The sequence below is a fragment of the Thermoclostridium stercorarium subsp. stercorarium DSM 8532 genome (genome assembly GCF_000331995.1).
Lineage (GTDB): Bacteria > Bacillota > Clostridia > DSM-8532 > DSM-8532 > Thermoclostridium > Thermoclostridium stercorarium.
Genome location: NC_020134.1, coordinates 185,125 through 211,012 on the forward strand (window position 1 = coordinate 185,125; position 25,888 = coordinate 211,012).

Annotated in this window: 18 protein-coding genes, 1 tRNA gene and 1 CRISPR repeat array; of the genes, 11 read left to right on the plus strand and 8 right to left on the minus strand. The window is 41.0% G+C overall.

What is annotated here, in order from left to right:
* Positions 1-3 precede the first annotated feature (3 nt).
* Positions 4-3,726, minus strand: a complete 3,723-nt coding sequence (locus CST_RS00810; RefSeq protein ID WP_015357896.1) for a bacterial Ig-like domain-containing protein — start codon at positions 3,724-3,726, stop codon at positions 4-6.
* 411 nt (positions 3,727-4,137) lie between these two features.
* Between CST_RS00810 and CST_RS00815 the strand changes: the two genes are divergently transcribed.
* Positions 4,138-4,452: a hypothetical protein gene (locus CST_RS00815; protein WP_015357897.1), complete on the plus strand. Its 315-nt coding sequence runs from the start codon at positions 4,138-4,140 to the stop codon at positions 4,450-4,452.
* Here CST_RS00815 and CST_RS00820 read toward each other — a convergent pair.
* Positions 4,449-5,309, minus strand: coding sequence for a stalk domain-containing protein (locus CST_RS00820; protein WP_015357898.1), 861 nt, complete (start codon positions 5,307-5,309; stop codon positions 4,449-4,451). The two genes, CST_RS00815 and CST_RS00820, sit on opposite strands and share 4 nt — an antisense overlap.
* Before the next feature lie 275 nt (positions 5,310-5,584).
* Here CST_RS00820 and CST_RS00825 point away from each other — a divergent pair.
* Positions 5,585-5,661: transfer RNA gene (locus CST_RS00825), tRNA-Arg, on the plus strand.
* 489 nt (positions 5,662-6,150) lie between these two features.
* On the opposite strand, the gene CST_RS00830 is transcribed toward CST_RS00825, so the two are convergent.
* Positions 6,151-6,798 (minus strand): hypothetical protein, encoded by a 648-nt coding sequence (locus tag CST_RS00830; RefSeq protein WP_015357900.1) that lies wholly within the window; start codon positions 6,796-6,798, stop codon positions 6,151-6,153.
* Positions 6,799-7,015: 217 nt separating this feature from the next.
* Here CST_RS00830 and CST_RS00835 point away from each other — a divergent pair, with 217 nt between their 5' ends.
* From CST_RS00835 to CST_RS00855, 5 genes are all read left to right on the plus strand, one after another.
* Positions 7,016-7,276, plus strand: a complete 261-nt coding sequence (locus CST_RS00835) for a putative Se/S carrier protein (protein ID WP_015357901.1) — start codon at positions 7,016-7,018, stop codon at positions 7,274-7,276.
* A 326-nt stretch (positions 7,277-7,602) separates the two neighbouring features.
* Positions 7,603-8,385, plus strand: coding sequence for a 3'(2'),5'-bisphosphate nucleotidase CysQ (gene cysQ / locus CST_RS00840; protein WP_015357903.1), 783 nt, complete (start codon positions 7,603-7,605; stop codon positions 8,383-8,385).
* A 24-nt stretch (positions 8,386-8,409) separates the two neighbouring features.
* Positions 8,410-9,291, plus strand: a complete 882-nt coding sequence (gene cysD / locus CST_RS00845) for a sulfate adenylyltransferase subunit CysD (protein ID WP_015357904.1) — start codon at positions 8,410-8,412, stop codon at positions 9,289-9,291.
* 58 nt (positions 9,292-9,349) lie between these two features.
* Entirely contained in the window at positions 9,350-11,164 is a 1,815-nt protein-coding gene (locus CST_RS00850; RefSeq protein ID WP_015357905.1) for a GTP-binding protein, read from the plus strand.
* A 31-nt stretch (positions 11,165-11,195) separates the two neighbouring features.
* Entirely contained in the window at positions 11,196-11,603 is a 408-nt protein-coding gene (locus CST_RS00855) for an RrF2 family transcriptional regulator (protein ID WP_015357906.1), read from the plus strand.
* A 2-nt stretch (positions 11,604-11,605) separates the two neighbouring features.
* Here CST_RS00855 and CST_RS13155 read toward each other — a convergent pair whose 3' ends face one another.
* Both CST_RS13155 and CST_RS13790 read right to left on the minus strand, forming a co-directional pair.
* Positions 11,606-11,791: a phosphorylase family protein gene (locus tag CST_RS13155; protein ID WP_015357907.1), complete on the minus strand. Its 186-nt coding sequence runs from the start codon at positions 11,789-11,791 to the stop codon at positions 11,606-11,608.
* A 67-nt stretch (positions 11,792-11,858) separates the two neighbouring features.
* Positions 11,859-11,990 carry a hypothetical protein gene (locus CST_RS13790; RefSeq protein WP_015357908.1) on the minus strand — a complete coding sequence of 44 codons (132 nt, stop codon included), beginning with the start codon at positions 11,988-11,990 and terminating at the stop codon, positions 11,859-11,861.
* A 208-nt stretch (positions 11,991-12,198) separates the two neighbouring features.
* Here CST_RS13790 and CST_RS00860 point away from each other — a divergent pair, with 208 nt between their 5' ends.
* The 3 genes from CST_RS00860 to prfA all read left to right on the plus strand — a co-directional run bounded on the left by CST_RS00860 (position 12,199) and on the right by prfA (position 17,611).
* Positions 12,199-12,954 (plus strand): sulfite exporter TauE/SafE family protein, encoded by a 756-nt coding sequence (locus CST_RS00860; RefSeq protein ID WP_015357909.1) that lies wholly within the window; start codon positions 12,199-12,201, stop codon positions 12,952-12,954.
* 241 nt (positions 12,955-13,195) lie between these two features.
* Positions 13,196-16,441, plus strand: coding sequence for a DEAD/DEAH box helicase (locus tag CST_RS00865; RefSeq protein ID WP_015357910.1), 3,246 nt, complete (start codon positions 13,196-13,198; stop codon positions 16,439-16,441).
* Between the two features lie 99 nt (positions 16,442-16,540).
* Entirely contained in the window at positions 16,541-17,611 is a 1,071-nt protein-coding gene (prfA, locus tag CST_RS00870) for a peptide chain release factor 1 (protein WP_015357911.1), read from the plus strand.
* A 164-nt stretch (positions 17,612-17,775) separates the two neighbouring features.
* On the opposite strand, the gene CST_RS00875 is transcribed toward prfA, so the two are convergent.
* Positions 17,776-18,627, minus strand: coding sequence for a YihY/virulence factor BrkB family protein (locus CST_RS00875; RefSeq protein ID WP_015357913.1), 852 nt, complete (start codon positions 18,625-18,627; stop codon positions 17,776-17,778).
* Between the two features lie 129 nt (positions 18,628-18,756).
* A complete protein-coding gene (locus CST_RS00880) occupies positions 18,757-19,164 on the minus strand; it encodes a bacteriohemerythrin (RefSeq protein WP_015357914.1) in 408 nt (135 codons plus the stop codon).
* Positions 19,165-20,421: 1,257 nt separating this feature from the next.
* Positions 20,422-21,836: a CRISPR direct-repeat array (repeat unit 30 nt; unit sequence GTTTGAAGTTTACCTATAAGGAATTGAAAC).
* A gap of 319 nt (positions 21,837-22,155) precedes the next feature.
* On the opposite strand from CST_RS00880, the gene CST_RS00885 reads away from it, so the two are divergent.
* A complete protein-coding gene (locus CST_RS00885) occupies positions 22,156-23,256 on the plus strand; it encodes a M28 family metallopeptidase (RefSeq protein WP_015357915.1) in 1,101 nt (366 codons plus the stop codon).
* Between the two features lie 1,032 nt (positions 23,257-24,288).
* On the opposite strand, the gene CST_RS00890 is transcribed toward CST_RS00885, so the two are convergent.
* A complete protein-coding gene (locus CST_RS00890; RefSeq protein WP_015357916.1) occupies positions 24,289-25,359 on the minus strand; it encodes an IS30-like element ISCth3 family transposase in 1,071 nt (356 codons plus the stop codon).
* Between the last annotated feature and the right edge of the window lie 529 nt (positions 25,360-25,888).

Sequence of the window (25,888 nt, forward strand, 5' to 3'; positions counted from 1 at the left end):
TTTTTATTTTATGCTTTTTATTTTTGAAATAAGTTCAAGCAGTTTTTCGATAAATTCTTTTTCTGTGAGTTCTTCACCCGATTTGTTTACCGACTTTGTTCCGTCAAACAGGTAATTGTCATCGGAAGCGGGAACACCTGTTGCCGAATCCCTGGGTGCGCCTTCAGTATTGTATGAAACAAACCCGTCGACCACAAAATGGGTTTCAATACCGCTGTAGGATGTGAATACCAGATTGCCTTTGGCATTGTTATAGGCGATATTGTTAATGGCTATAACGCTCGGGTTGCTGTTGCTTGTAAAGCCCACCGCACCGTTGTTAAAAGCTATGCTGTTTTTGATTATATGCTGTACCGGAACGCCTTCGCCGCCGAGCTTGAACCCGTTCTTGTCGCCTTTGCCAACCGTGCCGTCGGTAAGAGTTCCGTTTTCATAAGCTATGCAGCTGTCGATAATAACAGGTCCGATGGCGCCCGTACCGGCTTTGGTGTAAAGATCCCATCCGTCGTCAATATTATGATGCGAAACGCAGCCAATAAACATATTTCCGACACCGCATGTGAGTTTTGCGGCAAAGCCGTCAGCATTGTTTTCGGACGGATCGCGGTTGTCAAAGGATTCACAGTTTATAATCTTGTTGTATGACGGCCATTCGGCAATATTTTCCGATGAATCTGTTCTGCTGATCTGAAGCCCGGTATCGCCGTTTTCATAGAACCGGCAGTTTTCCACTATATTATAATTCCCGCCGATTATAAAGCCGGGGTAGTTAGGTGCCGATCTTGCAAAGTCAATGCCTTCAATATACCAGTAGTTACCACTCAGGGTAACACCCTGGCCTTTTTTGTCAAAGTCTATGACAGGCCTTGAACCGGGTTCGGCTACCAGATATTTTCTGTTCTCGGCCGTTCCGTCGTTGTACCTGGAAATAACCAGTGCGGAATCCCGTTTATAAACACCGTTCATAAGGATTATTTTCTGTCCTTCCTTAACAAAGGCAATTGCCGTGTCAAGGTCAAGGGGATTGTCTTTTGTCCCGTCTCCGTAAGGTGTCCCGTTCGGGGATACGTAAATGTTTCCGCCCTCGTTGTATGTTCTCATCGTTACGCTGAAATTTTTGATTATTTTTTCATAGCTCGACAAATTCTGTGTATCGTCGGGGATGAAGATTACGGTGAACGGGTTTTCGCTGTTCTTTTCAAGGACAGCGTCAACCGAATATTTTTCACCGGCATTTACCGTTACATCTCTGACAAGGATTTCAGCACCCTGTTTTACGGTGATGCTGCCGTTTACATTCGGCTTGACCACAAGACTGTAATTCACATTCGACGTTTTGTCGAGGGACAGGATTTGCAGTGACGGAGTAACGGGAGCTTCGGGCGGAATATACCGCGGCGCGTCGGTTTCGCTGCTGGATACATACAATTCTATGTTGCTTACTTCAATCGTTGCCAGGCGGGCTGCAAAGAATCCCACATAAATTTTGGAATCCTGTACGTTCAGAATATCGGGTTCGTAAAAGATTACTTCCTCGCCGTCATTGAGTTTCCCGACAAAACCGCTGTTGGTCTTTGCCAGTGTCAGTCTGTATTCTGCGGCGGGATAGGTATTGTCCGGACCGGGCTTTTCATCCTTGATCATAATCCGACGTATACCTTTGCTGCCTGCGCCGTCAGGAGAGGAAACTCCCGTACGAATAAAAAGCTGAGTGCCGTTCGGGCTCTTTGTGCCGCCGCTGAAACCGCCTATTGCGGCAATATTTGATGCAAAGATGCTTGAATCACCCGGAGTGCCTATTGCGTCACGGGCCATTATACCGAAGGACTCCTGCCCGTCATGCGGGTTCTTGGCGTATTCCTTGACCTTAATGTCGGCGGAGAGGACGAAATTATCCTTTGCGTCAATTTCGGTATAGTAGAAGGTAATACCGTCGTGGTCGGTTGCAATTTTTCCGCCGCCTTCGAGGGCGACTATTTCAACTGCGCCGTTGTCGAGGAAATTTACATAGTTTTTCGAATCAGACGTAGACTGGCCGAAACGGATAGCCTTCCATTCATATTCGGTCTTTTCCCTCACTGTTACCTTGAGGGTTATCGGATCAAAACCGTCGGCCGAAATGATTACGTCATATACCCCCGGCGTACTGCCGTCAAATGCCGAGGCATCGACGGAAAAATCGGTGAGAGGTTCTCTGTCGCCGTTGTCATAAACCTTTGAAACCTCAAGTCCTTCGGCATTAAAAGTTTCACCGATGTAGTATGTGGTTTTGGGATATTTTGTAACTTCAATCCCCATTACTTCCTTTTCCTTTACAACCACACTGAATGCCACCGTCTTACCTTTATGGTAAACGGTGATTTCCTTTTCGCCCGGCGCTGACGAATCAAAGCCATTTACTTCATATTCGCTTTTATCGAGGCGGACCTTTGAGCCGTCGCTGTAACGGGCGTAAACAACAAGACCGGTCAAATCAGGTTCATCACCGATGAAATAAGCGGTTTTTTCGGGTTTGCGGAAAATCTCAAGACTTTCAATCGACGCGTCCGAAATGTTTACTTCAAATCCGGTTTTAACCGAAGGATTTTCCCGGGATATTACTTCAACTTTTTGTGTGCCTGCCTTGCTGAACACGTAATCTTCAGCGGCTTTACCGGCAATGTATAATGCGTATTTGTCCTCTGTCAATTCAGTCACCTTGTAGCCATCATTATATTCGGCTATAACTTTCAAACCTTCCGGGTTAAAAGAATCGCCTAAATAGTAATCGGTTTTGGCGGGTAAATATTTAACCGTTAATTTTGTGCAGGTCAGTGGGAGTATTTCCAGATCAATAGTTTTGCTAATTTCACCGACATTTATGCAGATTGTGTTTGTTCCCGGAGTGCTGCTGTCAAAACCTGTTACTATGTAATCCTCTTCGGTGAGTTCTTCGCTGGTTCCGTCGGAATAGTGAGCCGTAACCTTAAGACCTTTTAAGTTTAAAGGTTCATCAACAAGATAGGAAGTTTTCATTCCGGAGAGGTCAACTGATAAATCCACAATATCTTTTGTATCGAGTGTAAAATTCAAATCGCTGAATTTAATTTCTGCGTTTCTCGCGGCATAAATTCCCACGTATATTGTGTCCGAAAACAGTCCCGGCAGCGTAAAGGTTTCGGTTGTGCCGTTACATGTCAAAACATAATTATCCCCGGATTTTTTGATTGAAAGTTCGAAAATATCACCCTGGGACGGAGTTTGGGACAGCATGTCTGTCTTTGTAAGGCTCTCCTGCATGTAAAATGCTTTAATTATTGTATCAAGAGCGCCAACGGCTATGTAATTGGAGTTATGTTTTTCGGAATTACGGTGCTGGCCTATTTGGTCCATCAGCATTAAACCGAAAGATACCTGTTTGTCGTCACCTTTAAAGTTCAGAACTTCGGCTTTTGCCTTTATTTCGAAATTGGCATCGGAAGGCACTTCCCTGTAATAGAAGGATATTCCCTGCTCGTTGCTTGCTATTTTTCCTCCGTTCGCGACAATCTTGACCGAACCGTCGGAATTAATCATCGGGTCGGGATTTTTTTCAACCGATGTGTTAGAGCCAAACGCTGAAAACGACCATTCAGAGGCTTCGCTCACAGGCATTGCCTCTGCTTCTTCAGCTACGGCAGGAAAAGGCATGGCAAAAAATACGAGCAAGAAGCATAACAAAATTGACAACCCTTTGCAGTTTCTCATAAAAGAACCTCCTTTAATCGGACCTTGATTTTAAATTTGTAAGTTTACTTTCTGCGGAATATAAAATTTTAAGGCCTTATTAGGAAGAAGGTCGTTTTAAAGTAAGCGCTTTCATTTTGCTTTACACCACCCCTCCCCGTTGATTTGTTTTTTCACTTGTGTTTAATTCTCAACGGTTTTCAGCCGTTTGGAGTGCCTGCAAATAAACTGGTAATGATCGATAAATTTTACTGATTACATTATATAATTATTGTTAAAAATATTCAATTATATCTTGGTTTCTTTTCTTGAAAATTTCAGAACAGTATATCCTTGCTTAAAAAAAAGTATGGAAATATTGAAAGATTTATGTTAGAATATATATAGTTAAAAATTTAACAATATGGCTGAACAAAAGGGGGCTGTGCAGCCATGAAAAAATTTTTGAGAGTCAAAATGTCCGACGGTACAGTGTATGACATTCCCGCAGAAGTTATAGCAGAACACAGGGCAAGGTATTTTGAAAACAATTCCGCACTGAAACTTACTTATCATGCAAGCTCAATGAAGCCCAGACTTTATGGCCCGGAAATGGAATTTGCGCTGAACAATGACGACATCTTGATTGGATGGGCTCAAACAAGGATGACATGGAAGGAACTTGAACCTCACGCTGTTAAAGTCGACACCGACAAAGATTATGACAAAGAGTGGCCCACCGCAGAAAAGAAAATAATAACCTGCTAATAGTAGAAATATTCGCCGTCTATTTTAATGTAAAAATCCTTTGATTTGTTTTTAAAGGGCTGATTGTTAAAGTACAGGCATTTGTCCACATTGTTAATCCCTTCCAGGGCCATTTTGGCGGCAATGACGCAGGATTCGTCGGGCTTCAGCTGCCGGAATGCGGCTGTGTGTGCCGGCGGAAACTGCTTTCCGTACTTGCTGTCAAATATGACATCGTATACGGTATCCGGAAAATCCGGATGCTTTGTTCTGTTCAGCACAACATTTGCAATTGCCACTTTAGCGTCAATGCTTAAATACCTCGCTTCAACATGAATAATCCTTGCAAGCCATATGATATCATCATCGGTGTAAGATCTGTTTAAAACACTTGATGCGGGGACTTCCACACCTTCCTTGTTTAATTCAACGGAATAGGTGTAATCGTCCCATTTGACTTCAAAACCTTTTATTTCAGCCAGATATCTGACCGGCACCATTATCCTCCCGTTAAAACCTTCCACGTTAACATCCATTAAAATTTCCTCGTCATTTACAATCAGCAGGTTGCTGTCCAGCCACATCTGTATTGTGTCTTCATCATCGCTCAGAGTAATCTTTTTTTCATCGGGTATCCATTCCACGTTCATATTCAAAGCCTCGGCAATAAAGCGAACGGGAACGAAGATTCTGTCCTCTTTTACATACGGGTTTGTGTCGGTGTAAATGGGAGTACCGTTGATTTTTACCGTAATAAATGCCTGTTCGGTGAGTTCACCGGCACAGGATATATTTGCCGGAAAAAGCATCATAAAGACCAAAAGTATGAAAAATGCCTTTTTAATAAATTTTTTATAGCATATCCTCACCTTTTCCATTCCTAACACTCCCCGTACCATACTACGCAAGGCTTGTTCGAGCTGTGACACAGGAATTCCGGCTTTTCACAGTCAGTCTGCGCGGGACAACCGTTCGAAAATATTGTAACATAAAAATTTCCGGCGATAAACCCGAAAGTAAAATATTAAAAAACAAAAAAATCAGGCGGAAATATACGTGTAAAATACTGTAAACAGTACAAATATTGCGAAATTAAGCTTATTGACAGATATTCGAACCTGTAGTAAAATAAATGTACCGAAAATAAAGTTATGCGCCCGTAGCTCAGCAGGATAGAGCACAAGTTTCCTAAACTTGGTGTCGCACGTTCGAATCGTGTCGGGCGTACCAGACCGGCTCAGTAAATCTGAGCCGGTCTTTTGTATGTATTTAATTTATTGGAGGTCTTATTTCAATCTCGGTATCCTTCCCCGGTTCACTTTTGAATTTAAGACCGTATTGTGTTTGCGAGTCACCCTACCGTGCGTGGCTGTTATATGGCTCTGCTTTGTTGGAGGGTTTTTTATACAAGGTAAATAGAGGGAGTGTATCTTCAATAATTTTTCATACGCGCTATTACGGTGGCCGGTTTTGATAACTCACTAAGAGGAACGCTGTTTTGGACTGTTCTTTGTCTTGTTATCCGGGTTTAAGACATTGGTTGAGTTAAAATAAAAGTTTAATGAAGGTTCGCAGATTGAATGTTATTTTGTTTTGACTGGTTATGCGTGCATGGAAATGGAAAGCTTTAAATAACACCAAAAGCGGAACAGGAAGGTTTTATCCTGTTCCGCTTTTAATTTATACAATAAGGAGGAAAAGCATGTAAGCCTCCGGTTATTAATTCGATAACAAATTCTTTATATTTTCATCGGTAAGATCATACCATGTAACATCTGTTTTTTTACCCTGCTCATCAATGGCTGACTGGAATTCTTCATATGAGGCCTTTTCCCCATTTACATAGTAGAAAACTGTCTCATTGTTGTCAGAAGTAATTTCTGATTCACAATAAGTAATTCCATCAACATTGTATCCCTCTTTGGTGAATGAAATAGTGCCGCATCCCCAGTCCGACGCGCCGCCGGAAAAGGAAAAGGTTCCGTCTTCTTTTAGGTCCATAAAGGCCCTGTACCACAAAGTATATCCATAAACTTCGCCGTCCTGGTATTTCAAAACCTTGGAACCAAAATAGTCATCTCCGTTTACGGTCAGGCGAAGGATAACTTCAGGCATGTCATCCTTATCAAGGTCAATTACCGTAAACTTTGTCACTTCCGCACGGACTGTGCTGTCCTCACTGACAGCCTGGTTTAACTGGGATATGTACAGCTGTTTCCGGGCATCAGTACTGAAAAACTGAGACTGGTTCGAAAGCACCGAGTGGTACACATTCATCGGTGATTGTTCCGAACGTGCACTGCAACCTGCTGTAATACAGGCTGTTATTAAGACAATGGCAAACAAAGAAAAAATTTTGTTTTTCATAATTCATCTCCTTTTTAAGTTTAGTAAACCTAAGTTTACAAAATATGCCGCTTCCATTATTTATAGCACAGCAGCATGCAACCTTGTCAAGAGATGTGAAATTTTTTTAATTCAAGCTGACAGTGTAATTTGTTGCATGGTTTGTAATAGGCGGGTAACCATGCCGGACCTTTTTTCATAGTATGGTAATGAATTAGGTAATTGGGAGCCGGATAGTGTGGATTGCCTTGCAGTTTATGATTCCGGAAATTATACAATAAAAATGTGCAGGCATTTTGAAAAGAAGGGTTATGCTTTTGAAGTAATATCGCTGCCGTGTAAAATCGCCCATACGGGCTGCAGTTATTGCCTTAAATTCCCTGAGGAATACAAGGATATGGTGGTTGCCGAAAGCAAAGCCATGAATTATCCCGTCCGCTATCTTTACAGGGTGGTTAAAGGGCATTTGAAGAATACTTACGAAAAAATACCCCTCTGATATATTTTAAACAGTCGCAAAATATCCCCGGCGGTATTGCCGGGGATATTTACATGCCATTTTCATATGTGGCAAATTGGCTTTAGGCATTAAAACACCTTCTATCATCAACTATATCAGTAAAGGAAATGCTTTCAGGCGCGAAATATCAGAATATAAAATTGTTAAATGCGCAATAACCATAAAAATTTATATTGGCGTTCTGAATAAAGTTTAAATTTAATTTACAATAATGTATACTATAGTAATAGGCAAAATAAACTGAACAACTGTATGACGGAATTCACTGCCTTGAGATAAAAATATATGGGAAACTGAGGGGTATTATGAATTTAGAGGATTTGACCGGTGTGCTTGAATATGTCAAGAAAATAACAAAAGAGGCGGGCAGAATTATTCTTGATGTATACAAAAAGGATTTTCAGGTTGACTTTAAGGACGATTTAACGCCTGTAACCGAAGCCGACAGGAAATCGAACGATTTTATTGTCAGCAGCTTGAAAAACAGGTATCCCGAATGCGCCGTTCTTGCCGAGGAATCGGAAAATGATCCCGAAAGGCTTAAAAATGACTGGTGTTTTATTGTTGATCCGCTGGACGGAACAAAGGAATTTATTCAGAAAAACGGTGAATTTACCGTGAACATCGCCCTTAGCTACAAGGGAAAACCGGTGCTGGGGGTTATCGGAATTCCCGTTACCGGTGAATTGTATTACGCCGTAAAAGGAAAAGGTGCCTTTTATGAAAAGGACGGACATGCCGAACAAATCCATGTGTCCACAAGAACCGACGATATACGCCTGGTGATGAGCCGTTCGCATAAATCGCAAAGGCTTCTTGAACTGGTAGAAAAAAACGGTATAAAAAACATAAGAAATGTCGGAAGCGCGATTAAAGGCTGCCTTGTAGCCAAAGGCGAGGCAGAGGTATATTACCGTTTCGGAGTTACGATGGAATGGGATACCGCCGCAATGCAGTGCATTGTTGAAGAAGCAGGCGGGATTTTCAGACAACTGGATGACACCGAAATGACGTATAACCGGGAAAACAGCCGGAATGAAAAAGGCTTTTATGCTATTAACCACCCCGCTAATAAACTTATGTTTTAACCAAAAGATGAAGAAGGTGATTGAATGAACCACCTGGACAAGCTTGAAAATAAATCAATTCATATTCTCCGGGAGGCCTATGCCAATTTTAAAAATCTCTGCATGCTGTGGTCGGTGGGAAAGGACAGCACCGTCCTGCTGTGGCTGGCGAGGAAAGCCTTTTTTGGACATGTTCCGTTCCCGCTGGTGCATATAGACACTCACTTTAAAATACCCGAAATGATAGAATACAGGGACAGGCTTGCGCTGGAATGGGGCCTGGATATGATTTACGGGGAAAACAGGGAAGCCCTCGAAAAGAAACTCACATACCCCGACGGGAATGTCAGCCGTCTTGAATGCTGCAGGCTGCTGAAAACCGAAGCGCTGAAAAACACACTGAACGGAAAATGGCCGAGATACCGGCTCAACCACGAGAAAAAATGTTATGAGCCTGACACGAATACCGAGCCTTTCACCGGGGTTATTGTAGGTGTAAGGGCCGATGAAGAAGGAAGCCGTTCGAAAGAAAGATATTTTTCGCCAAGGGATAAAAACAGCGACTGGGATATAGGGGATCAGCCCCCTGAATTCTGGGGACAGTTTAAAACCGATTTTGCGCCGGGAACACATCTGCGCATACACCCGCTTTTGGACTGGACCGAACTTGACATATGGGAATATATAAAACGTGAGAACATTCCCACCGTATCGTTGTATTACGACCGCGGGGACGGTAAAAGATACCGTTCTCTTGGATGCTGGCCGTGCACATTTCCTGTTGAATCCAACGCTAAAACGGTGGATGACATAATATATGAGCTTAAAAGCGGAAAATTCGCCAATATAGCAGAGCGCTCAGGCCGAGCCCAGGACAAGGAAGACGGAGGCGGCCTTGAGGAACTGAGGAAAGGCGGGTATATGTAAGGGCCTTTTGATTATTTAAAAGCAGGATATTTAATAAAAACGAATAGGGGTTTTAAGAATGGAAAACGGTGAGCCAATTTTTAACAGGCGGGATTTGATAAATAAACAGGATATGAATATAGTAATCGTGGGACATGTGGATCACGGTAAAAGCACGGTGATTGGAAGGCTTTTGGCCGATACCAATTCATTGCCCGAGGGAAAGCTGGAACAGGTGAAGGAAATATGCCGGCGCAACTCCAAACCGTTCGAATATGCATTTTTACTGGATGCGCTGAAGGACGAACAGGCACAGGGCATAACCATTGATACAGCGCGCTGCTTTTTCCAGACAGAAAAGAGAAACTATATTATAATTGACGCCCCCGGGCATATTGAGTTTCTGAAGAATATGATTACCGGCGCAGCCCGTGCTGAAGCGGCGCTTTTGGTTATAGACGCCAGCGAGGGGATTCAGGAAAATTCCCGCCGTCACGGCTTTATGCTGTCAATGCTCGGCATTAAACAGGTGTGTGTTCTTGTTAACAAAATGGATTTGGTGGGATACGGCGAAAAGCCTTTCAGACGTATAGAAAGACAGTACAGGCGTTTCTTGAAGAAAGTGGACGTGGAGCCTGTATGTTTTATCCCGATTAGCGCAAGGGAAGGGGATAATGTCGCAAATCATTCGGATAAAATGTCCTGGTATAAAGGCATGAATGTGCTTGAAGTTCTGGACTCGTTCAAAAGCGAAGAGCTTCCTGAAGACAAGCCGTTCCGTATGCCGGTTCAGGATGTATATAAATTCACAAGGGGCGGAGACAACAGAAGGATTATTGCCGGAACCATTGAAACGGGAAAAATTTCGGTCGGCGATGAAGTAATATTCTATCCGTCGGGCAAACGTACGAGGATAAAGTCAATAGAAGGCTTCAACAGACCGCCGGTCACCGAGATTGGGGCAGGATGGGCCACGGGCTTCACTGTAACCGAGCAAATTTATGTAAAACGCGGAGAACTGATGTGTAAGGCGGACGAACTTAAACCCAAAGTTACGGGCCGGATGCTTGTGAATTTGTTCTGGCTTGGCAAAAATCCGCTGGTAAAGGGAAAAGACTACTATTTAAAACTTGGAACGGCGAAAGTAAGCATGCGGGTGGAAGAAATCCGGAACGTCATTGATGCGTCAAGCCTTGTCAGCAAAAAGAAGGAGCAGGTGGACCGAAACGAAGTGGCAGAATGCATCCTGAGCCTGGACAGGCATATTGCCTTTGATTTGACGGCTGACATCGCAAACACAAGCCGTTTTGTAATTGTGGATGAGTATGAGATTTCGGGCGGCGGAATCGTTATAAGCGATTTGGAGGATCAGACAAGCTGGGTTCGGGACAAGGTTCTGATGCGTAATTACAAATGGATTGGAAGCGAAATAAGTGCCGAAACGCGCGCTTTGAAGTACGGCCATGGCGCTGCGCTGATTCTTATTACCGGTGAAAAGCAAAGCCCGAGAAAAGAGCTGGGCAGAGCACTTGAAAAACAGTTGTTTGATGACGGGAAACTCGTGTATTACCTTGGAATGGGAAGTGTCATGTATGGTGTTGATGCCGATCTTATGGATCATGAGCTTATTGTACCAAGCAGGCAGGAACATATCCGCAGATTGACCGAGGTTGCACATATAATGCTTGATGCAGGCATGATATTTATCATTTCGGCAAGAGAACTCACTGCCGAGGATTATAATGTGATATGCACGGGAATTCCCCACGAAAAAATCACCGTAATCTGGGTTGGGGAAGAAAAAACCACCGATATTCCGGTGACCATTCATATTAGTAGTATTGAGAATATTGACGAATGTGTTCGCATGATTAGAAAACGGATTAACTTGTAATGCCTATTAATTATACAGCAGGAGGATTTTCATGCGGTTGTCAAGGAAAAGTGAATATGCGCTTTTGGCTTTGATTGATCTTGCAAGGCATTACGGAAATGCTGATCCCCCGAAGATTGTTGAGGTGGCTGAAAGAAACGATATACCGAAAAAGTATCTGGAGCAGATATTCCTGCAATTGAAGGGCGCAGGATACGTAAGGAGCATACGGGGTTCAAAGGGCGGATATGAGCTTGCAAAAAGCCCCGATCAAATAACTCTTGCCGAAATTATAAGACTTATTGACGGACCTTTGGCGTCAGTGGGTTCTGCAAGCCTGTATTTTTTTGAACATACCCCTATAGAAAAAAATGAGAAACTGCTGCAGGTTTTCAAGGAAATCCGGGATTTTGTGGCCGATAAACTGGAGAATCTGACCATTTCCCAGTTTGTTCAGTAATGTCAAATTTTCAGGCTCAACAGTTTCAGCATATTTAGTACCAGCATGGCGGAATTTATTGCCGTCGTGCGTTCAAACTCGTCATAGTCCATGACGGCGTTGCTGTCGGCATTGTCAGATATGCTTCTTATGACAACAGAGGGCACTCCGTACATATCTGCCACATGCCCTATTGCAGTTCCCTCCATTTCCACGCGGCAGGGATCGTATATGTCCTTGATTGATTTTTTTAAAACATCGTCGAATTTGTAAGAACTATATTCGTGCCCTTACATTTCCCCACAAAAATTTAAAACCCGCGTATTCCTGTTCATCCGTCACCGTTATGTTATGCAGTATCAGCTCAATTTCAGCGTCCATCGCACCGATTATTCCGATTATATCCATTCAACTCATCTTCCTCAGCTTTTTGGAAAATCTGTTCCTTTCATTTAAATAAACCTTGTAATAAAATTACAATATTCTTTACAGTCATACTGTCGGACATGGCAAAACTTATTTAATTTATAAAAATAACGGTGTGAAATGTTGCATTGGCATAAAAAATATTGTATATTAAGTCTATCGATATTATAGACTTTAAGGAGTATAAAGTATGGATGCGACTTTTTTCCTGTTTCTGATTGCGGGGTTTATAGCCCAGGTAATTGACGGCTGTATAGGCATGGCTTACGGCGTGAGCTCAACAAGTCTTTTGCTCAGCTTTGGAGTGCCGCCGGCCGCAGCAAGCGCGTCGGTACATACGGCTGAGGTTTTTACAACGTTTGTTTCGGGAATCTCCCATTACAAGCTTAAAAACGTGGATAAAAAGTTATTTGCCTCGCTGGTCGTTCCGGGAGTAATCGGCGGAATTGTGGGTGCTTACATCCTGTCAAATATTGATACGACGATAATTGAGCCGGTTATAAACGTATACCTCATTGTAATGGGGGTGCGGATAATTGTTAAAGCTTTTGTGAAGCCAGGCGATGAGGCGGCAAAAAAACTGGAAGGGGTCAGACTGTATATTCTTGGCGTTTTGGGCGGTTTTCTCGATGCAATAGGAGGCGGAGGATGGGGACCGGTGGTTACGACCACCCTTGTTGCAGGCGGCAATACTCCAAGGTATGTAATCGGTTCGGTGAATGCGTCGGAATTCTTTGTAACCTTGGCCCAGACAATAACGTTTATTACAGCAGTCGGTTTCGGGGAATACGGCAAAATAATACTGGGACTTGCGGCGGGAGGTATTTTGGCTGCGCCTTTTGCGGCATATCTTGTTAGGAAAATTTCGCCAAAGCTGATGATGATTTTGGTGGGTACCGTAGTTGCCGCATTAAACATAAGGAATATAATTCTTATGCTGGTTTAGAAAACAAGGAAATTTTAATTAAAAGCCTGCAATCCCTGTAATTGCAGGCTTTTTTGTTTTTCACCCGTCTGAGTAACCGCTCTTTTGTCATAAACAGACAATTAAGCAGATACAAAGGCGGAAAAATTGTAGTTGTATTATGAAAGACATTGATCCTTTGGTGTGATATAATAAAATGATTGACTACGAATAAATGTTGGCTGTGAGAGAGCAAACTTACAGGCGGGGTTTTGAAGTTATTATGAATTATTTAAGGCTGACTGAAAGGGAAATCAGTAATTTCATAGGGGATCCGGTGATATATAACCGCGGGCGTATTTACTTTCACAGCGGCTTAGTGGAAGACGTGCATTTTGATGAAGTCAGGGATTGTATTACCGCCCGGGTTAACGGAAATTATGATAACCGGGTGAAAATATTCCTGGATTCCAATAAGAATATTTACGCTCAGAACTGCACATGCCAGTACTATCAGAGACACGGGAAACCGTGCAAGCATATTGCTGCCGTTCTTTTAGAATTAAACAAAAGGGCGGAGAATGAACAGCTTAAGTACAAGAACAGCTATAAAGCGGTAAAGGCGGTTTTTAAGAGAATGGAAGCCGAAACAGGCAAATCCCTTTCAGAAAGCGCCCGGGAACAGATCCGTATATATCCGACGCTTTATTTATTCAACCATATGTCGGATTCAAGCGAAATCCGGGCATATCTCGAATTCAAGACTGGAATCACGCGTCCTTATGTTGTGAAAAATGTTGAGGAATTCATTGAGGCGTGGATAAACCGGAAAAAGCTGCGCTTCGGCACTCAGCTTGTTCTTGACAGCCAAAGACAGTATTATGCAGGACGCGACGATGAGATAATGGAATTTTTAAAAGATATATATTTTGCCGACCGTGAAATAAGTTATATCAACGGTTACGGCCATTCGGGCTTTATAAAAGGAAGACAGGTGGTTCTTACCCCTTCACGGCTTGAGCGGTTTTTGGATATTATGGTTGGCGAAAGCATAGAAGCCTTTATTTTCTCTGGAGACATGGATACCGTACAGATTGTTCGGGAGCCTGTCCCTGTAGTGTTTGAAATAAGGCAGATGGATGAATGGCTGTCTGTTAAAATGAACCAGAATACCGTCCCGGTGGAGATAGTACCCGGCTCATCCTTTTATTATATGAACCGGAAAATATATAAGGTTCCTGACACACAGAAGAAGTATCTTTCAATAATCAGCGAAGGATTTAGGGAAGCAGGCACAAATGAGTTTATCGTGCCGAAGGAATATCACAGCCGTTTTGTTTCAGAAATTGTACCGATAATGAAGAAAACCGGAGATGTTCTGGTAACTCCCGCGTTAAAGGAAAAAATAGTTCAGGAACCGCTGCGGGCCGAAGTGTATCTGGATCAGTACAGAAACGGCGTCAGTGCCGGGGTGGTGTTTCATTACGGGAAATACCGGGTTAATTCAGTATCGGACTCTAATTCGTTAGTACCGGGGGATATTTATATACTGAGGGACGTTGAAAAAGAGCGGCTGATAATAAATTTTCTGCACGAAGCGGGATTCTGTGAAGATAACGGTCAGTACGTCCTTACCGACAAGGAGAAAATTTATCTGTTTGTTTTTGAACTTCTTCCGCGGCTTCAGCAGATGGCGGAGGTTTATTATTCCGAGGATTTTAAGAAAGTAACTGTAAAACGGGAATTATGCATAACGGGAAGGGTGTCCCTTGCCGGAAACATGCTTGAAATATCCTTTGACACAGGCGACATTGATCCCGATGAACTGAAGGGCATTCTTCAGTCATTGCGGAGAAAGAAGAGGTTTTACCGGCTTAAGGACGGAGGAATACTTCCGCTTTCCCGGTACTCTGAGTTGGACGAGTTACTGCACATTGCCGATCAGATGGATATCAACCCGAAGGATTTCGTGAATGGGAAAATTTATCTTCCCATTTACCGGGCTTTTTACCTTGAGAATTTATTTAATGACACCCGCATCGGGATCATGGAGAAAACGCGGGATTTTGATGAATTTGTGAGGAAAGTCTGTGAAATTAGGAACAGGGTTTATGAAATTCCGAAATCTTTGGATGGTGTTTTGAGAGATTACCAGAAAGCCGGTTTTCAGTGGCTCAAGGCTTTGACCGAAACAGGCCTCGGCGGAATTCTTGCGGATGACATGGGGCTTGGTAAAACTCTTCAGGTTCTGGCGCTGATTTTATCCGAAAAGGGAAAATCGAAAGGTCCGGCACTGGTAATTGCGCCTACGTCGCTGGTTTATAACTGGATGTTTGAGGCGGAGAAATTCACGCCGGAACTTAAAGTTGCCGCAATAATCGGAACCCAGCCCCAGAGGAAACAGTTTCTGGACAAAATGAACGAGTTTGATCTGGTGATTACGTCATACCCTCTTATCAGACGGGATATTGAAGCTTATCAGAAGTACAGTTTTTCCTTCTGCATAATTGACGAGGCGCAGCATGTGAAAAACCATTATACCCAGTCTGCAAAAGCAATAAGAAAGATTTCGGCACAGACCCGTTTTGCGCTGACAGGTACGCCAATGGAAAACTCGCTGATGGAGCTATGGTCAATATTTGATTTTATAATGCCCGGGTATCTTTATACCCAGCAGAAGTTCCATGAACGGTTTGTAAAGCCGATTGTATATGACGGTGATAAAAAAGCGGGCGAGGACTTAAGCCGGCATATAAGGCCGTTTATACTGCGGAGAATGAAAAAGGACGTGCTGGAAGAACTTCCCGACAAGATTGAAACCATTGTAACCTGTGAGATGACCAGGGCACAGCAGGATATTTATCTTGCTGTTCTGGCCCAGGCAAGAAAGGAAATAGAGGCAACGGTTGACGAAATGGGATTTGAAAAAAGTCATATGCAAATTCTTGCCGCGCTTACGAGGCTCAGACAAATCTGCTGCCACCCGGCCTCATATATTGAGAACTACGAGGGAGGCAGCGGCAAGCTCGATCTTTTGACCGAGCTGCTTGAGGAAAACCTGTCGCTTGGACACAGGGTGCTGTTGTTTTCACAGTTTACATCGGTACTGGATATAATAGAGAAGGAACTGATAAACAGGGGAATAGGCTGTTTTTACCTGTCAGGGAAGACTTCCGCAGAAGAAAGAGCTTCAATGGTGTCGAAGTTTAACGGCGGAGAAGGCGATGTCTTTTTACTGTCGCTTAAAGCGGGAGGAACGGGGCTTACCCTTACCGGCGCGGATATGGTAATACACTTTGACCCATGGTGGAATCCCGCCGTGGAGGATCAGGCCACCGACCGGGCCTACCGTATCGGCCAGCAGAAGGCTGTACATGTTTTTAAGCTTATAACGAGGAATACAATAGAAGAAAAAATATTGCTTTTACAGAAAAAGAAAAAAGAGCTTATTGATATGGTTATAAAACCTGGTGAAACGCTGCTGAACAAGCTGACAATGGAAGAAGTAAGGCAGCTATTTGAAGAGTAAAAGGCGTTTATTGACGGGCTTTAGGGCTGCTTGAAGCAGATATTGCCTATATGCTATAATTCATTAGTTAAAAAACGTTTATCAAGAGGTAAGGTAGGTATGTTTGATAAGCTTGAGGCGATTGAGAATAAATACGAAGAGCTTAACATAAAAATAGCCGATCCTGCGGTTATTTCCGACCCGGAGCTTTATGCAAAGCTGATGAAGGAACATTCGGAGCTTTCTGAAATTGTGGAAAAGTACCGCGAATATAAAAAGTACAAGAAAAATTTGCAGGATGCCAAAAAAATGCTTGAAGAAAAACCCGACAAAGAGCTCCGCGACATGATTATGGCAGAAATAGAGGAAGCGGAAGCAGGAATCGAAAGAACCACAAGGGAACTTAAAATTTTGATGATGCCGAAAGATCCCAATGACGAGAAGAACGTTATCATTGAAATACGCGGCGGCGCAGGCGGAGAAGAAGCTGCGCTGTTTTCGGCGGATCTTTACCGCATGTTCACAAGGTATGCCGAAAGGAAAAACTGGACTTACGAAATTATTGATGCCAATGAAACAGAACTTGGCGGATTCAAGGAAATCATTTTCTCAATCGAAGGTAAGGGCGCTTACAGCAGGTTGAAATATGAAAGCGGGGTTCATCGGGTTCAGCGTGTTCCCACAACCGAGTCAAGCGGGCGAATTCACACTTCCACCGTCACCGTTGCGGTGTTGCCCGAAGTGGATGATGTTCCCGAAGTCCAGATTAACCCTTCGGATATCCGGGTGGATACGTTCAGGGCATCGGGGGCCGGCGGTCAGCATGTTAATAAAACATCCTCGGCAATACGCATAACCCATATTCCTACGGGTATTGTTGTTACCTGCCAGGATGAGAGATCCCAGCACAGAAACAGGGAAAAGGCAATGCGGGTGCTGAAAGCGAAACTGTATGAACTGGCCCAGTCAAAAATTAACAATGAAATTGCTGAAAACAGAAGGATGCAGGTAGGTACGGGTGACAGAAGCGAACGCATCCGCACATATAATTTCCCGCAGGGCAGAGTAACCGATCACCGCATAGGGCTGACCCTTTACAAGCTTGACCAGATTCTTGACGGTGATCTGGACGAATTAATCGACGCATTGATAACCGAGGATCAGGCCCGTAAAATTGCAAGCCAGGAATAAAGGGGGAAATCATCGTTTCTCCCATTTTTTTCTTTCAAATTGGCATGGATATAGATAACCTGATACCGCAGAAAATAGAAACATAACCACCGACAGGGCTATGTAAAGTTCATAATCCGAATATTCGGGCATCCACTTAACAGATAAAATGACGGTTACCGTAATTATCCGGAAGATTTATGAAAACTGCCCCTTCGTTTTTTATCAGAATTTGCGACATTTATAACCGCCCCTATAAGTATGACATGCATTGCCCAGTAAAGCCATATTATAAGGAGGATTATCCCGGCTATTCCGCCGTATATTGTGGCAAACCTGAAAGAGCGGTTCATAAAGAACGAAAAGGCTGAGGACAAAACCAGCCATAAAATTGTTGCTACGGCCGCACCGGGAAATATTTCTCCAAGTTTCACCTTTTTACGAGGAACGGTTTTGTAGAGAACCATAAAAATGGCCAGCAAAACCAACACCGAAAATTCATAGCGCAGGTAATCCCATATCCTTATAAAAGCCTCGGGAGAACCAAGGTATTCAAAAACTATTCTGCCCAGGTAATGCCCGAACAGAAGCAGTATTGTTGAAAGAATAATCAGTATTATAAAAGCAAAGGTAAGAATCAGCGAGAAACCAATCCTTTTTAAAAGATTTTCTTCATCCATGCCGTATACTGTGTTAATACTCACAATCAGGGACTGAACGGCTTTTGTAAACGGCCATATTGAAGCTGCGGCACCACCTATGGATATAAAAAGGTTTTTATGTGCCTGTGCACTCTCCAAGACCTGCAGTGTAAGCACATATGTCGAAGACGGCAGAAAATTTGATAAAGCTTTAATAAACAGTGTATCATCAAGGTGGGTTTCCTGAATTAATGTCAGAATAAAAGCTACAAACGGGAAAAAGGCAAGTATAACGTAAAAGGATGTCTGGGCGGCTAAAAAAGGTACTTTCGCCTTGCTGTATATATTGTATGCATTCTTCCCGAAATCATATGTTTTTTTCAGAAGTTCTTTCATTTCCGTCTCCTTGGTCTGATATTTCGTAAATATATTTTATGGTATGCAGTGCTGAATAATGAGAAAAAAGAGATGAAAATACCACCACCCATTAAAAATACAGACAAAATGCGCCCCCCTGATTGTAATTTATTCCTTCCGGGCAGCGACGAATTCCCCGATTTTTTTGTCAAGATGAGAAATATGCTTTACAAGCCAGTCAACAATCATTTTATTGGTTTTGACCAGTAATACGAGATTTCCGCCCGATTCGATGTATTCCTTGCGAATACGCGCAAGTTCTTCCTTAAAATGATTATGTGCCGTTTTTTGTTCTTCCAGTCCCGGATAATTGATGCTTTCCATATACTGTTCTTCGTCCCTGAAGTGGGTTTTCGTGTAATCGTCAAGAAAGTCGAACATCTTAAGGATGTATTCTCTGCCTTCGCCTCTTTGCCCTGCGGAAAACAGCTGGTCAACCTTCTCAAACCAGATTTTGTGTTGTTCGTCAATAAAGTCCACACCTACCGAAAGGTCCGGTGTCCATTTAATTGCCATGTTTATACCCCCTCCAACAATAATATACACAAAAGTACACGGTACCGGACGGAAGCCCGCCTGCTGTATAATGGTAACTATGTACATCTGCATATATATTTTACCATAACTTCAGGCAAAACGGTCTTTCAAAATCAAATATTTTATTTTTTAGCTTTTTCGACTGCTTTATTGCTTTTTCCTGGACATACGGCTGCAGTTTTCATAATAATGTTTATGCATTCCTGCTTCCGCTATTTACGCCAAAAAACGCAGAATATTGAAAAGTTTAATGTTTTTTATTTGAATTTTAAATAAAGGTATAGTATAATTTTCAAAAAGAACTGTTATAAGCTTTACCTAAAAAGGAATTGAAACTCAGGTGGAATAAAGCATTTTTTGCACCTTGCTTCGTGTTTTCATACTACCTATGAGAGATTGAAATGCAGAACCTCTGCTTTCAGCCTTAAGTTCGTCGGGTGGTATATAGCCTACCTATAAGGGATTGAAATATATCGTATTCAAACGCCGGATTCCTGATTATTATAGGTCTGAATTCTACCTATAAGGAAATGAATTTTAAGCAGAATAGTATGATCGTATCTGTTCTGGCTACATTTCTGTGTCCCGTTTAGGATCATTTTTATTTTTCTGTGTTTTACACCGAACAGATGTTTGTCATGATAAATCTATGGGTGAAGAAGATGAAATCTCTCATTATAACCTGTGGATATGATAAGCTGTACTTTCGTGAAAGACAGGGCACCACAGCCTGTTAAGTTCAGAGTGGAAGGTAAGATGTGGCATCTGAGGACTTTGTGAAATTTTACTTGGTGGAAGAAATATTAATATGATATAGAAAATTATAGAATCTAAAGAGACAGCAGAAAATGAGGCAATAGATGGGGTTGATATCAAACTGCACAAAACAGTTTTTTAACTAATAAAAAGGTAGTTTTTAAGTTAAAACGTTATTGATAGTTATCACCTCCCTTTTTAGATACAAACAATTTAGGAAAAATATTACAGAAAATATTGTGAATAAACAAAATAAAATACAGCAATATATGTATTACTGCCTAAAAGGCAGCCGTTGCAATTTGATAGAATATATGGTAATATTTATCCTAAATAAATCTGTCGATGTCCAGTAGCTTAAAAACCACCGGGGATCGACAGATCTAAAAATCGGGCAATATCAACTATTTGCGGATTTTAATACTCAAAAATTTAAAAATTGTGATTTTATAAAAACGGCTTTTTATGCGGGTTTTACGGGTTTGAAGTTTACCTATAAGGAATTGAAAGCAGAAGAAGTCAGAAAACAGCTTCACGGGAACAGGGTTTGAAGTTTACCTATAAGGAATTGAAAGTATAACTGTATAGAAAATCAGGAATACGATTGCCGTTAGTTTGAAGTTTACCTATAAGGAATTGAAAGGGAAGCAGCCTTTATGCGGGTAACGCTGGAGGAAACGTTTGAAGTTTACCTATAAGGAATTGAAAGGTTTTCATTTATTTTCAAATGATTCCTCGGCAAACCGTTTGAAGTTTACCTATAAGGAATTGAAAGTTAATTGAACACTTACATAAACGGTTACCCAAACCAGGGTTTGAAGTTTACCTATAAGGAATTGAAAGATAAATGTTGCCTGACGGAAGGGTTTTAGCGGGCGTTTGAAGTTTACCTATAAGGAATTGAAAGAGAAACTCCCCAAATATGAGAAAGTTGCATTGATAAGTTTGAAGTTTACCTATAAGGAATTGAAAGTAAAAATTCCCTCATAGAACTGACGTATTTCGTTTGAGTTTGAAGTTTACCTATAAGGAATTGAAAGCCGACAGATTGCGGCAGCGTTTGGCGTGAAGATGCGTTTGAAGTTTACCTATAAGGAATTGAAAGTGGCACAAAATGTTAATTACAGCAGGGCAATCTCAGTTTGAAGTTTACCTATAAGGAATTGAAAGGGCTTAAAAGGTGGTGAATAGGTTTGAATGGCAGGGTTTGAAGTTTACCTATAAGGAATTGAAAGGAATTTCGCAACTATCCTTGACGATATACCTGCATTGGGTTTGAAGTTTACCTATAAGGAATTGAAAGTTTGAATCGCGGTACAGAACAGTTTCTTTTCTGTCATGTTTGAAGTTTACCTATAAGGAATTGAAAGATGATAGCATCGTCATAGTACCTTTCTGCTGTTGCGGTTTGAAGTTTACCTATAAGGAATTGAAAGTCTCGAATTCCTTATCCCTCGCCAGAGTTCCGGGAGTTTGAAGTTTACCTATAAGGAATTGAAACTTGGTTAAATCCCTGATAATTTTACCAACTTTTGAGTTTGAAGTTTACCTATAAGGAATTGAAACGGCATTGCCCGGCAACCTCGGGACTTACTTTTGCGTTTGAAGTTTACCTATAAGGAATTGAAACACAGCCAAACCGGGAAACAACTTGCTCTCGGCAGGAAGTTTGAAGTTTACCTATAAGGAATTGAAACGGTATCACCCCAGAAAATGAGAACGCTTCCCGGTGTGTTTGAAGTTTACCTATAAGGAATTGAAACTCATTAGGCTCCATAGTCTCAAGTTCTTTCTGCATGGTTTGAAGTTTACCTATAAGGAATTGAAACAGTCTTATGTAATAATATGGCTTTTCATTCTTATTTGTTTCAAGTCTACATATAAGAGATTGAAGCATACTTTCTTCGTTGGCACAGTATTTTGCATGGCTGTTTTAAGTCTACATATGAAGTGGGCCCTCGCAAAGAGTTCTCTATGCACACAGCTTTGACATATCTTTAGCTACCTAATTTGCTTCTACAAATCCCTTCAGGCCTATTCCGGATGAATATATTGTTCAGGGAATTTTCAACAGCGAAGTGTTGAGGTACCTGTTAAGGGAACGGGGTTATACCGGGAGCATCACACTTATTGAGGGCTGTGTGAAGTCACACCGGCCGGTGTTGACGGATCAAGCAACTTTGTGCTATTTTTTTGAAATGGAGGTAATTTTATATGAAAAAGATAGAAAAAATACTCATTGCGTTAGCCGTCATTTTTCTATTTTCTGCCTGTGAGGGAAGAAATGCAGATAATTTTATTGGTCTGTCGGAAATTGATGACTTAAGACAGGAAACGTCAACAAAAAAAGAAGCGGAAAGTAACAGTGAAGCATGCCCTTCCAATACTCCCATACCTTCTCATACACCTAATAAAAAAAGTCTGGAAGCCCTCCAAATGAAACCGGAAGAGGCAATTGAAAAGCATCTGCAGGCGCTTACAAAGAACGGGCCCCGGAAATGGGGAACTGAGAACGAACAGCTCGCGGCAAATTACATAAAAGAAAGAATGGAAGAATACGGATACTCCGTTCAAATCCAGGTATTCCCGGCCTATGAATACGATATAGCTGCTGTCAATAATGCTGATTATTTTAATCTCAATCCATACAACAGTGAAGTAATCGGAGAAGGACGCAATGTTATAGCGGAACTTCATACACGGCAGAATACGGATAAATATTTGATCCTATGCGCGCATTATGATACTGTATCCAAGGAGCTTGGCATTATAGACAATACTTCCGGTGTTCTTACCCTGCTTGAACTGGCCCGCCAAATTTCAGAAAGCGACCTGCCGTATAATCTGAGATTTATTTTCTTTAGTTCGGAAGAAAGGTTTTTGATAGGGTCCAGGTATTACGTTTCGAATTTGAGCGAAGATGATTTGGACAAAATCATAGCATGCATCAATATCGACATGGTAGGTTATGTTAACGGCCAGGAAGTGGTAATTGCCACACCCTATTTTGCAAATGATCCGCGTGATCCCTTAGCCGGCATAGGAAATGCCTTGACGGACGAATGGCAAAGAATATTCCCGCAGATGAATACCCTTGTTCAGTATAGCGCAAGCAGTGATCATTATCCTTTTGAGGTGAAAGGGATCCCAAATATGATGATCACCCAGAAATATTTCGATTATGAAACCGTCAGAAAGAAAGATTCTGATTTTGAAAATTTGTCAATAGATGAATTGGTGAATACGGTGAATCTTTTAAAAGAGTACATAATTAACCTGAATATTGATAATATTTATTATTCTGATACCACTTAAGTGAAAAATACCATTTTGTCTGTTAATCGAACAAATATATTTCAATATACTTTTTTAAACTCTTATCAGTTTTTGGATAAAGTTTTAAATACGCATGACGCAAGTTTTTCTTTTCTTTATTTCTTTCTTGTATGTATCTTTTAAACTATGTTATAGCGTTATTATCATCCAACCGGTTTCCTCCCTTGTGTAAATTTTTAGTCTTTTTTAACTCTATTTTCACAGAGTTTGATGAAAAGTTCATAAGGATTGGATTCTGATAATTCTTTTAGATGAATGAAGTTTTCACTTATATATTTCAGCATATTAGATGCTCAATAATTCTGAATCTATCTTTAAATTCCAGTGTTTTATTACAATTATTTTTATACGCTATTTTGTTTATTGAGGCTTTATGTTTTATATTTCCTATCTATCATGCTAAAACAAATGGCAAATCGGTTGGTCTTAGTCCTTGTATAAGTATCTTCTCAATTTCCTGCTCGACGAAGTGACTCGTTTTATTTCTAATTAGCTTGTTACGAGAGGTTATAAAATACATAGGCTAATATTCGCCAACAAATTCATCCAAAGTCAACGCTTTGTTACAAAGACTATATAACTGCATATTACACCTCCTGCATTTATTCAAAGCTTATACATTTTATAAAATCAAATCCAATATATTTATATAATATCAATAAATGGATAAATATTCAAATAAGAGGATTATTGTTAGGTAGAAATAAAGTGGCTTTTATTGGTAAACATAATTTCCATCAATGCCCATTGCGCTAATTCCGAATTGGTTCATTTTATTTCTAAATAATTTTTGTAATTTTTAATGTATTTGTAAATTGCAATATTAAATGCAACACCTATAGTGGAAATCATCCATAATTTTAGGTGTTAAAGTACAACATCATCTTTTAGCCCTTCTTAACTACTATCTTGAGCGAGTGCAGAGGGTAGTCAAGGGTTATCGATAGATAAGACAAAGTCTTTACCCTTGACTACCCTCAAATGAGCTTTAAAATATCTTGGATGAAGGGCTCAGACTATTGCTGATATATTTTTGTTTACCAGGTTATGTATCTCTTCATTAAAACATTCTTCAGGTGTTTTGTAACCTAATATCCTTCGTGGAAGGCTGTTTAACCATTGTTGTATCCGTTTTATCGTTTCTTCAGAAAAATCTTTTATAGCCTTTCCTTTAGGAATAAAACGCCTAATAAGTCCATTATGACGTTCATTAGTTCCTCTCTCCCATGAGGAATAAGGATGAGTGAAATAAGCTTCAATTCCTAGCCCTTGTAACATTTCGGATAGTCTACTAAATTCAGAACCATTGTCTGCCGTTATAGTGCGAAATACATTTGAAACATCCTTACCATAACAATTCTTAAGTTCTGAAAGTGCCTCGTTAACAGTATTACTGTCTTTTGCGTCCAAAAGAAACAATAACTCGTAGCGGGTTTTTCGTTCAGTTAAGGTTAAAATTACTGAATCGTTAGACTTTTTGCCTGTTACCGTATCAATTTCCCAATGCCCAAAGGTTTGACGTGATTGTACTTCTTCCGGCCTTTGATCAATGCTTTTCCCTACAACCCGTTTGTTTTGACGTATCCTTTTTATTTTAGATTTTAAACGTAGTTTAAGATTTAAATCTATATTTCGTACTTTTATGAGTCCCAGGTCTATATAATTATACAGTGTTTTGGTACATACAATAGTAGAATTTTGCCACTTGGGGTCTCTCCTACATAAACCAACAACTGCATCTGGAGACCATTTTTCGCGTAGTATCTTATCTTCTGCAAACTTAAGAAAATCTTCAACTTGAGCCAATTTACGCTTTGCTCCGCAATTCATACGATTTTTCTCATAAACTGCCTGCCCTGTTTCAGGAAAATATACTTTGTATGTCGATAAATCAGTTCTCATCTGCATTGTTGTCCCTCTTTTAATTTCACGGCTAATTGTACTTGGCGAGCGACCTAGTTTATTAGCAATATAACGTTGACTCTTTCCTTCTTTTAAAAGAGCTGCAATCTGCCCTCTTTCATAAACACTTAAGTGTTTAAACTTATGCTCAGTTGTGGTAGACTTATATTGTACAGCCATAGTTGAGAACCTCCTGTATGTTTGGATTGGACACCTAAATCATACATGATTTCTCACTATGGTTGTCAATTATTTATTTCATTTTACTGTTGCATTTAATTTTACAACGAACCTTTTTAATGTATTTGATGGTTATTACCTTCTTTTTATATACAAACAATTCAAAGAAATGTTAAACTGAATTTAGGAAGTTTTGTGAATAAACAAAATAAAATACAGCAATATATGCATTACTGGCTAAAAGTAGCCATTGCAAATTGATAGAATATATGGTAATATTTATCCTATGAATCTATTGATGCCCAGTAGCTTAAAAACCACCGAGATCGACAGATCTAAAAATTGAGCAATATCAGCTGTTTACGGATTTTAATGCTTAAAATTATGGATTTTATAAAAGCGGCTTTTTATGAGGGTTTTACGGGTTTGAAGTTTACCTATAAGGAATTGAAACAGAGTACACATTTCACTTGCCGAGTTCTGCGCATATGTTTAAAGACTACCTATAAGGCATTTAACCAAGGATGTC

Bases quoted from the DNA above. Each gene is read 5' to 3' on its own strand.
- CST_RS00890 (WP_015357916.1), bottom strand. From the start codon at position 25,359: ATGGCTGTACAATATAAGTCTACCACAACTGAGCATAAGTTTAAACAC.
- CST_RS13790 (WP_015357908.1), bottom strand. From the start codon at position 11,990: ATGGATATAATCGGAATAATCGGTGCGATGGACGCTGAAATTGAGCTG.
- CST_RS00885 (WP_015357915.1), top strand. From the start codon at position 22,156: ATGAAAAAGATAGAAAAAATACTCATTGCGTTAGCCGTCATTTTTCTA.
- CST_RS00850 (WP_015357905.1), top strand. From the start codon at position 9,350: ATGGAAAACGGTGAGCCAATTTTTAACAGGCGGGATTTGATAAATAAA.
- cysQ (WP_015357903.1), top strand. From the start codon at position 7,603: ATGAATTTAGAGGATTTGACCGGTGTGCTTGAATATGTCAAGAAAATA.
- CST_RS00865 (WP_015357910.1), top strand. From the start codon at position 13,196: ATGAATTATTTAAGGCTGACTGAAAGGGAAATCAGTAATTTCATAGGG.
- cysD (WP_015357904.1), top strand. From the start codon at position 8,410: ATGAACCACCTGGACAAGCTTGAAAATAAATCAATTCATATTCTCCGG.
- prfA (WP_015357911.1), top strand. From the start codon at position 16,541: ATGTTTGATAAGCTTGAGGCGATTGAGAATAAATACGAAGAGCTTAAC.
- CST_RS00830 (WP_015357900.1), bottom strand. From the start codon at position 6,798: ATGAAAAACAAAATTTTTTCTTTGTTTGCCATTGTCTTAATAACAGCC.
- CST_RS00820 (WP_015357898.1), bottom strand. From the start codon at position 5,309: ATGGAAAAGGTGAGGATATGCTATAAAAAATTTATTAAAAAGGCATTT.
- CST_RS13155 (WP_015357907.1), bottom strand. From the start codon at position 11,791: ATGGAGGGAACTGCAATAGGGCATGTGGCAGATATGTACGGAGTGCCC.
- CST_RS00810 (WP_015357896.1), bottom strand. From the start codon at position 3,726: ATGAGAAACTGCAAAGGGTTGTCAATTTTGTTATGCTTCTTGCTCGTA.
- CST_RS00875 (WP_015357913.1), bottom strand. From the start codon at position 18,627: ATGAAAGAACTTCTGAAAAAAACATATGATTTCGGGAAGAATGCATAC.
- CST_RS00860 (WP_015357909.1), top strand. From the start codon at position 12,199: ATGGATGCGACTTTTTTCCTGTTTCTGATTGCGGGGTTTATAGCCCAG.
- CST_RS00880 (WP_015357914.1), bottom strand. From the start codon at position 19,164: ATGGCAATTAAATGGACACCGGACCTTTCGGTAGGTGTGGACTTTATT.
- CST_RS00855 (WP_015357906.1), top strand. From the start codon at position 11,196: ATGCGGTTGTCAAGGAAAAGTGAATATGCGCTTTTGGCTTTGATTGAT.
- CST_RS00815 (WP_015357897.1), top strand. From the start codon at position 4,138: ATGAAAAAATTTTTGAGAGTCAAAATGTCCGACGGTACAGTGTATGAC.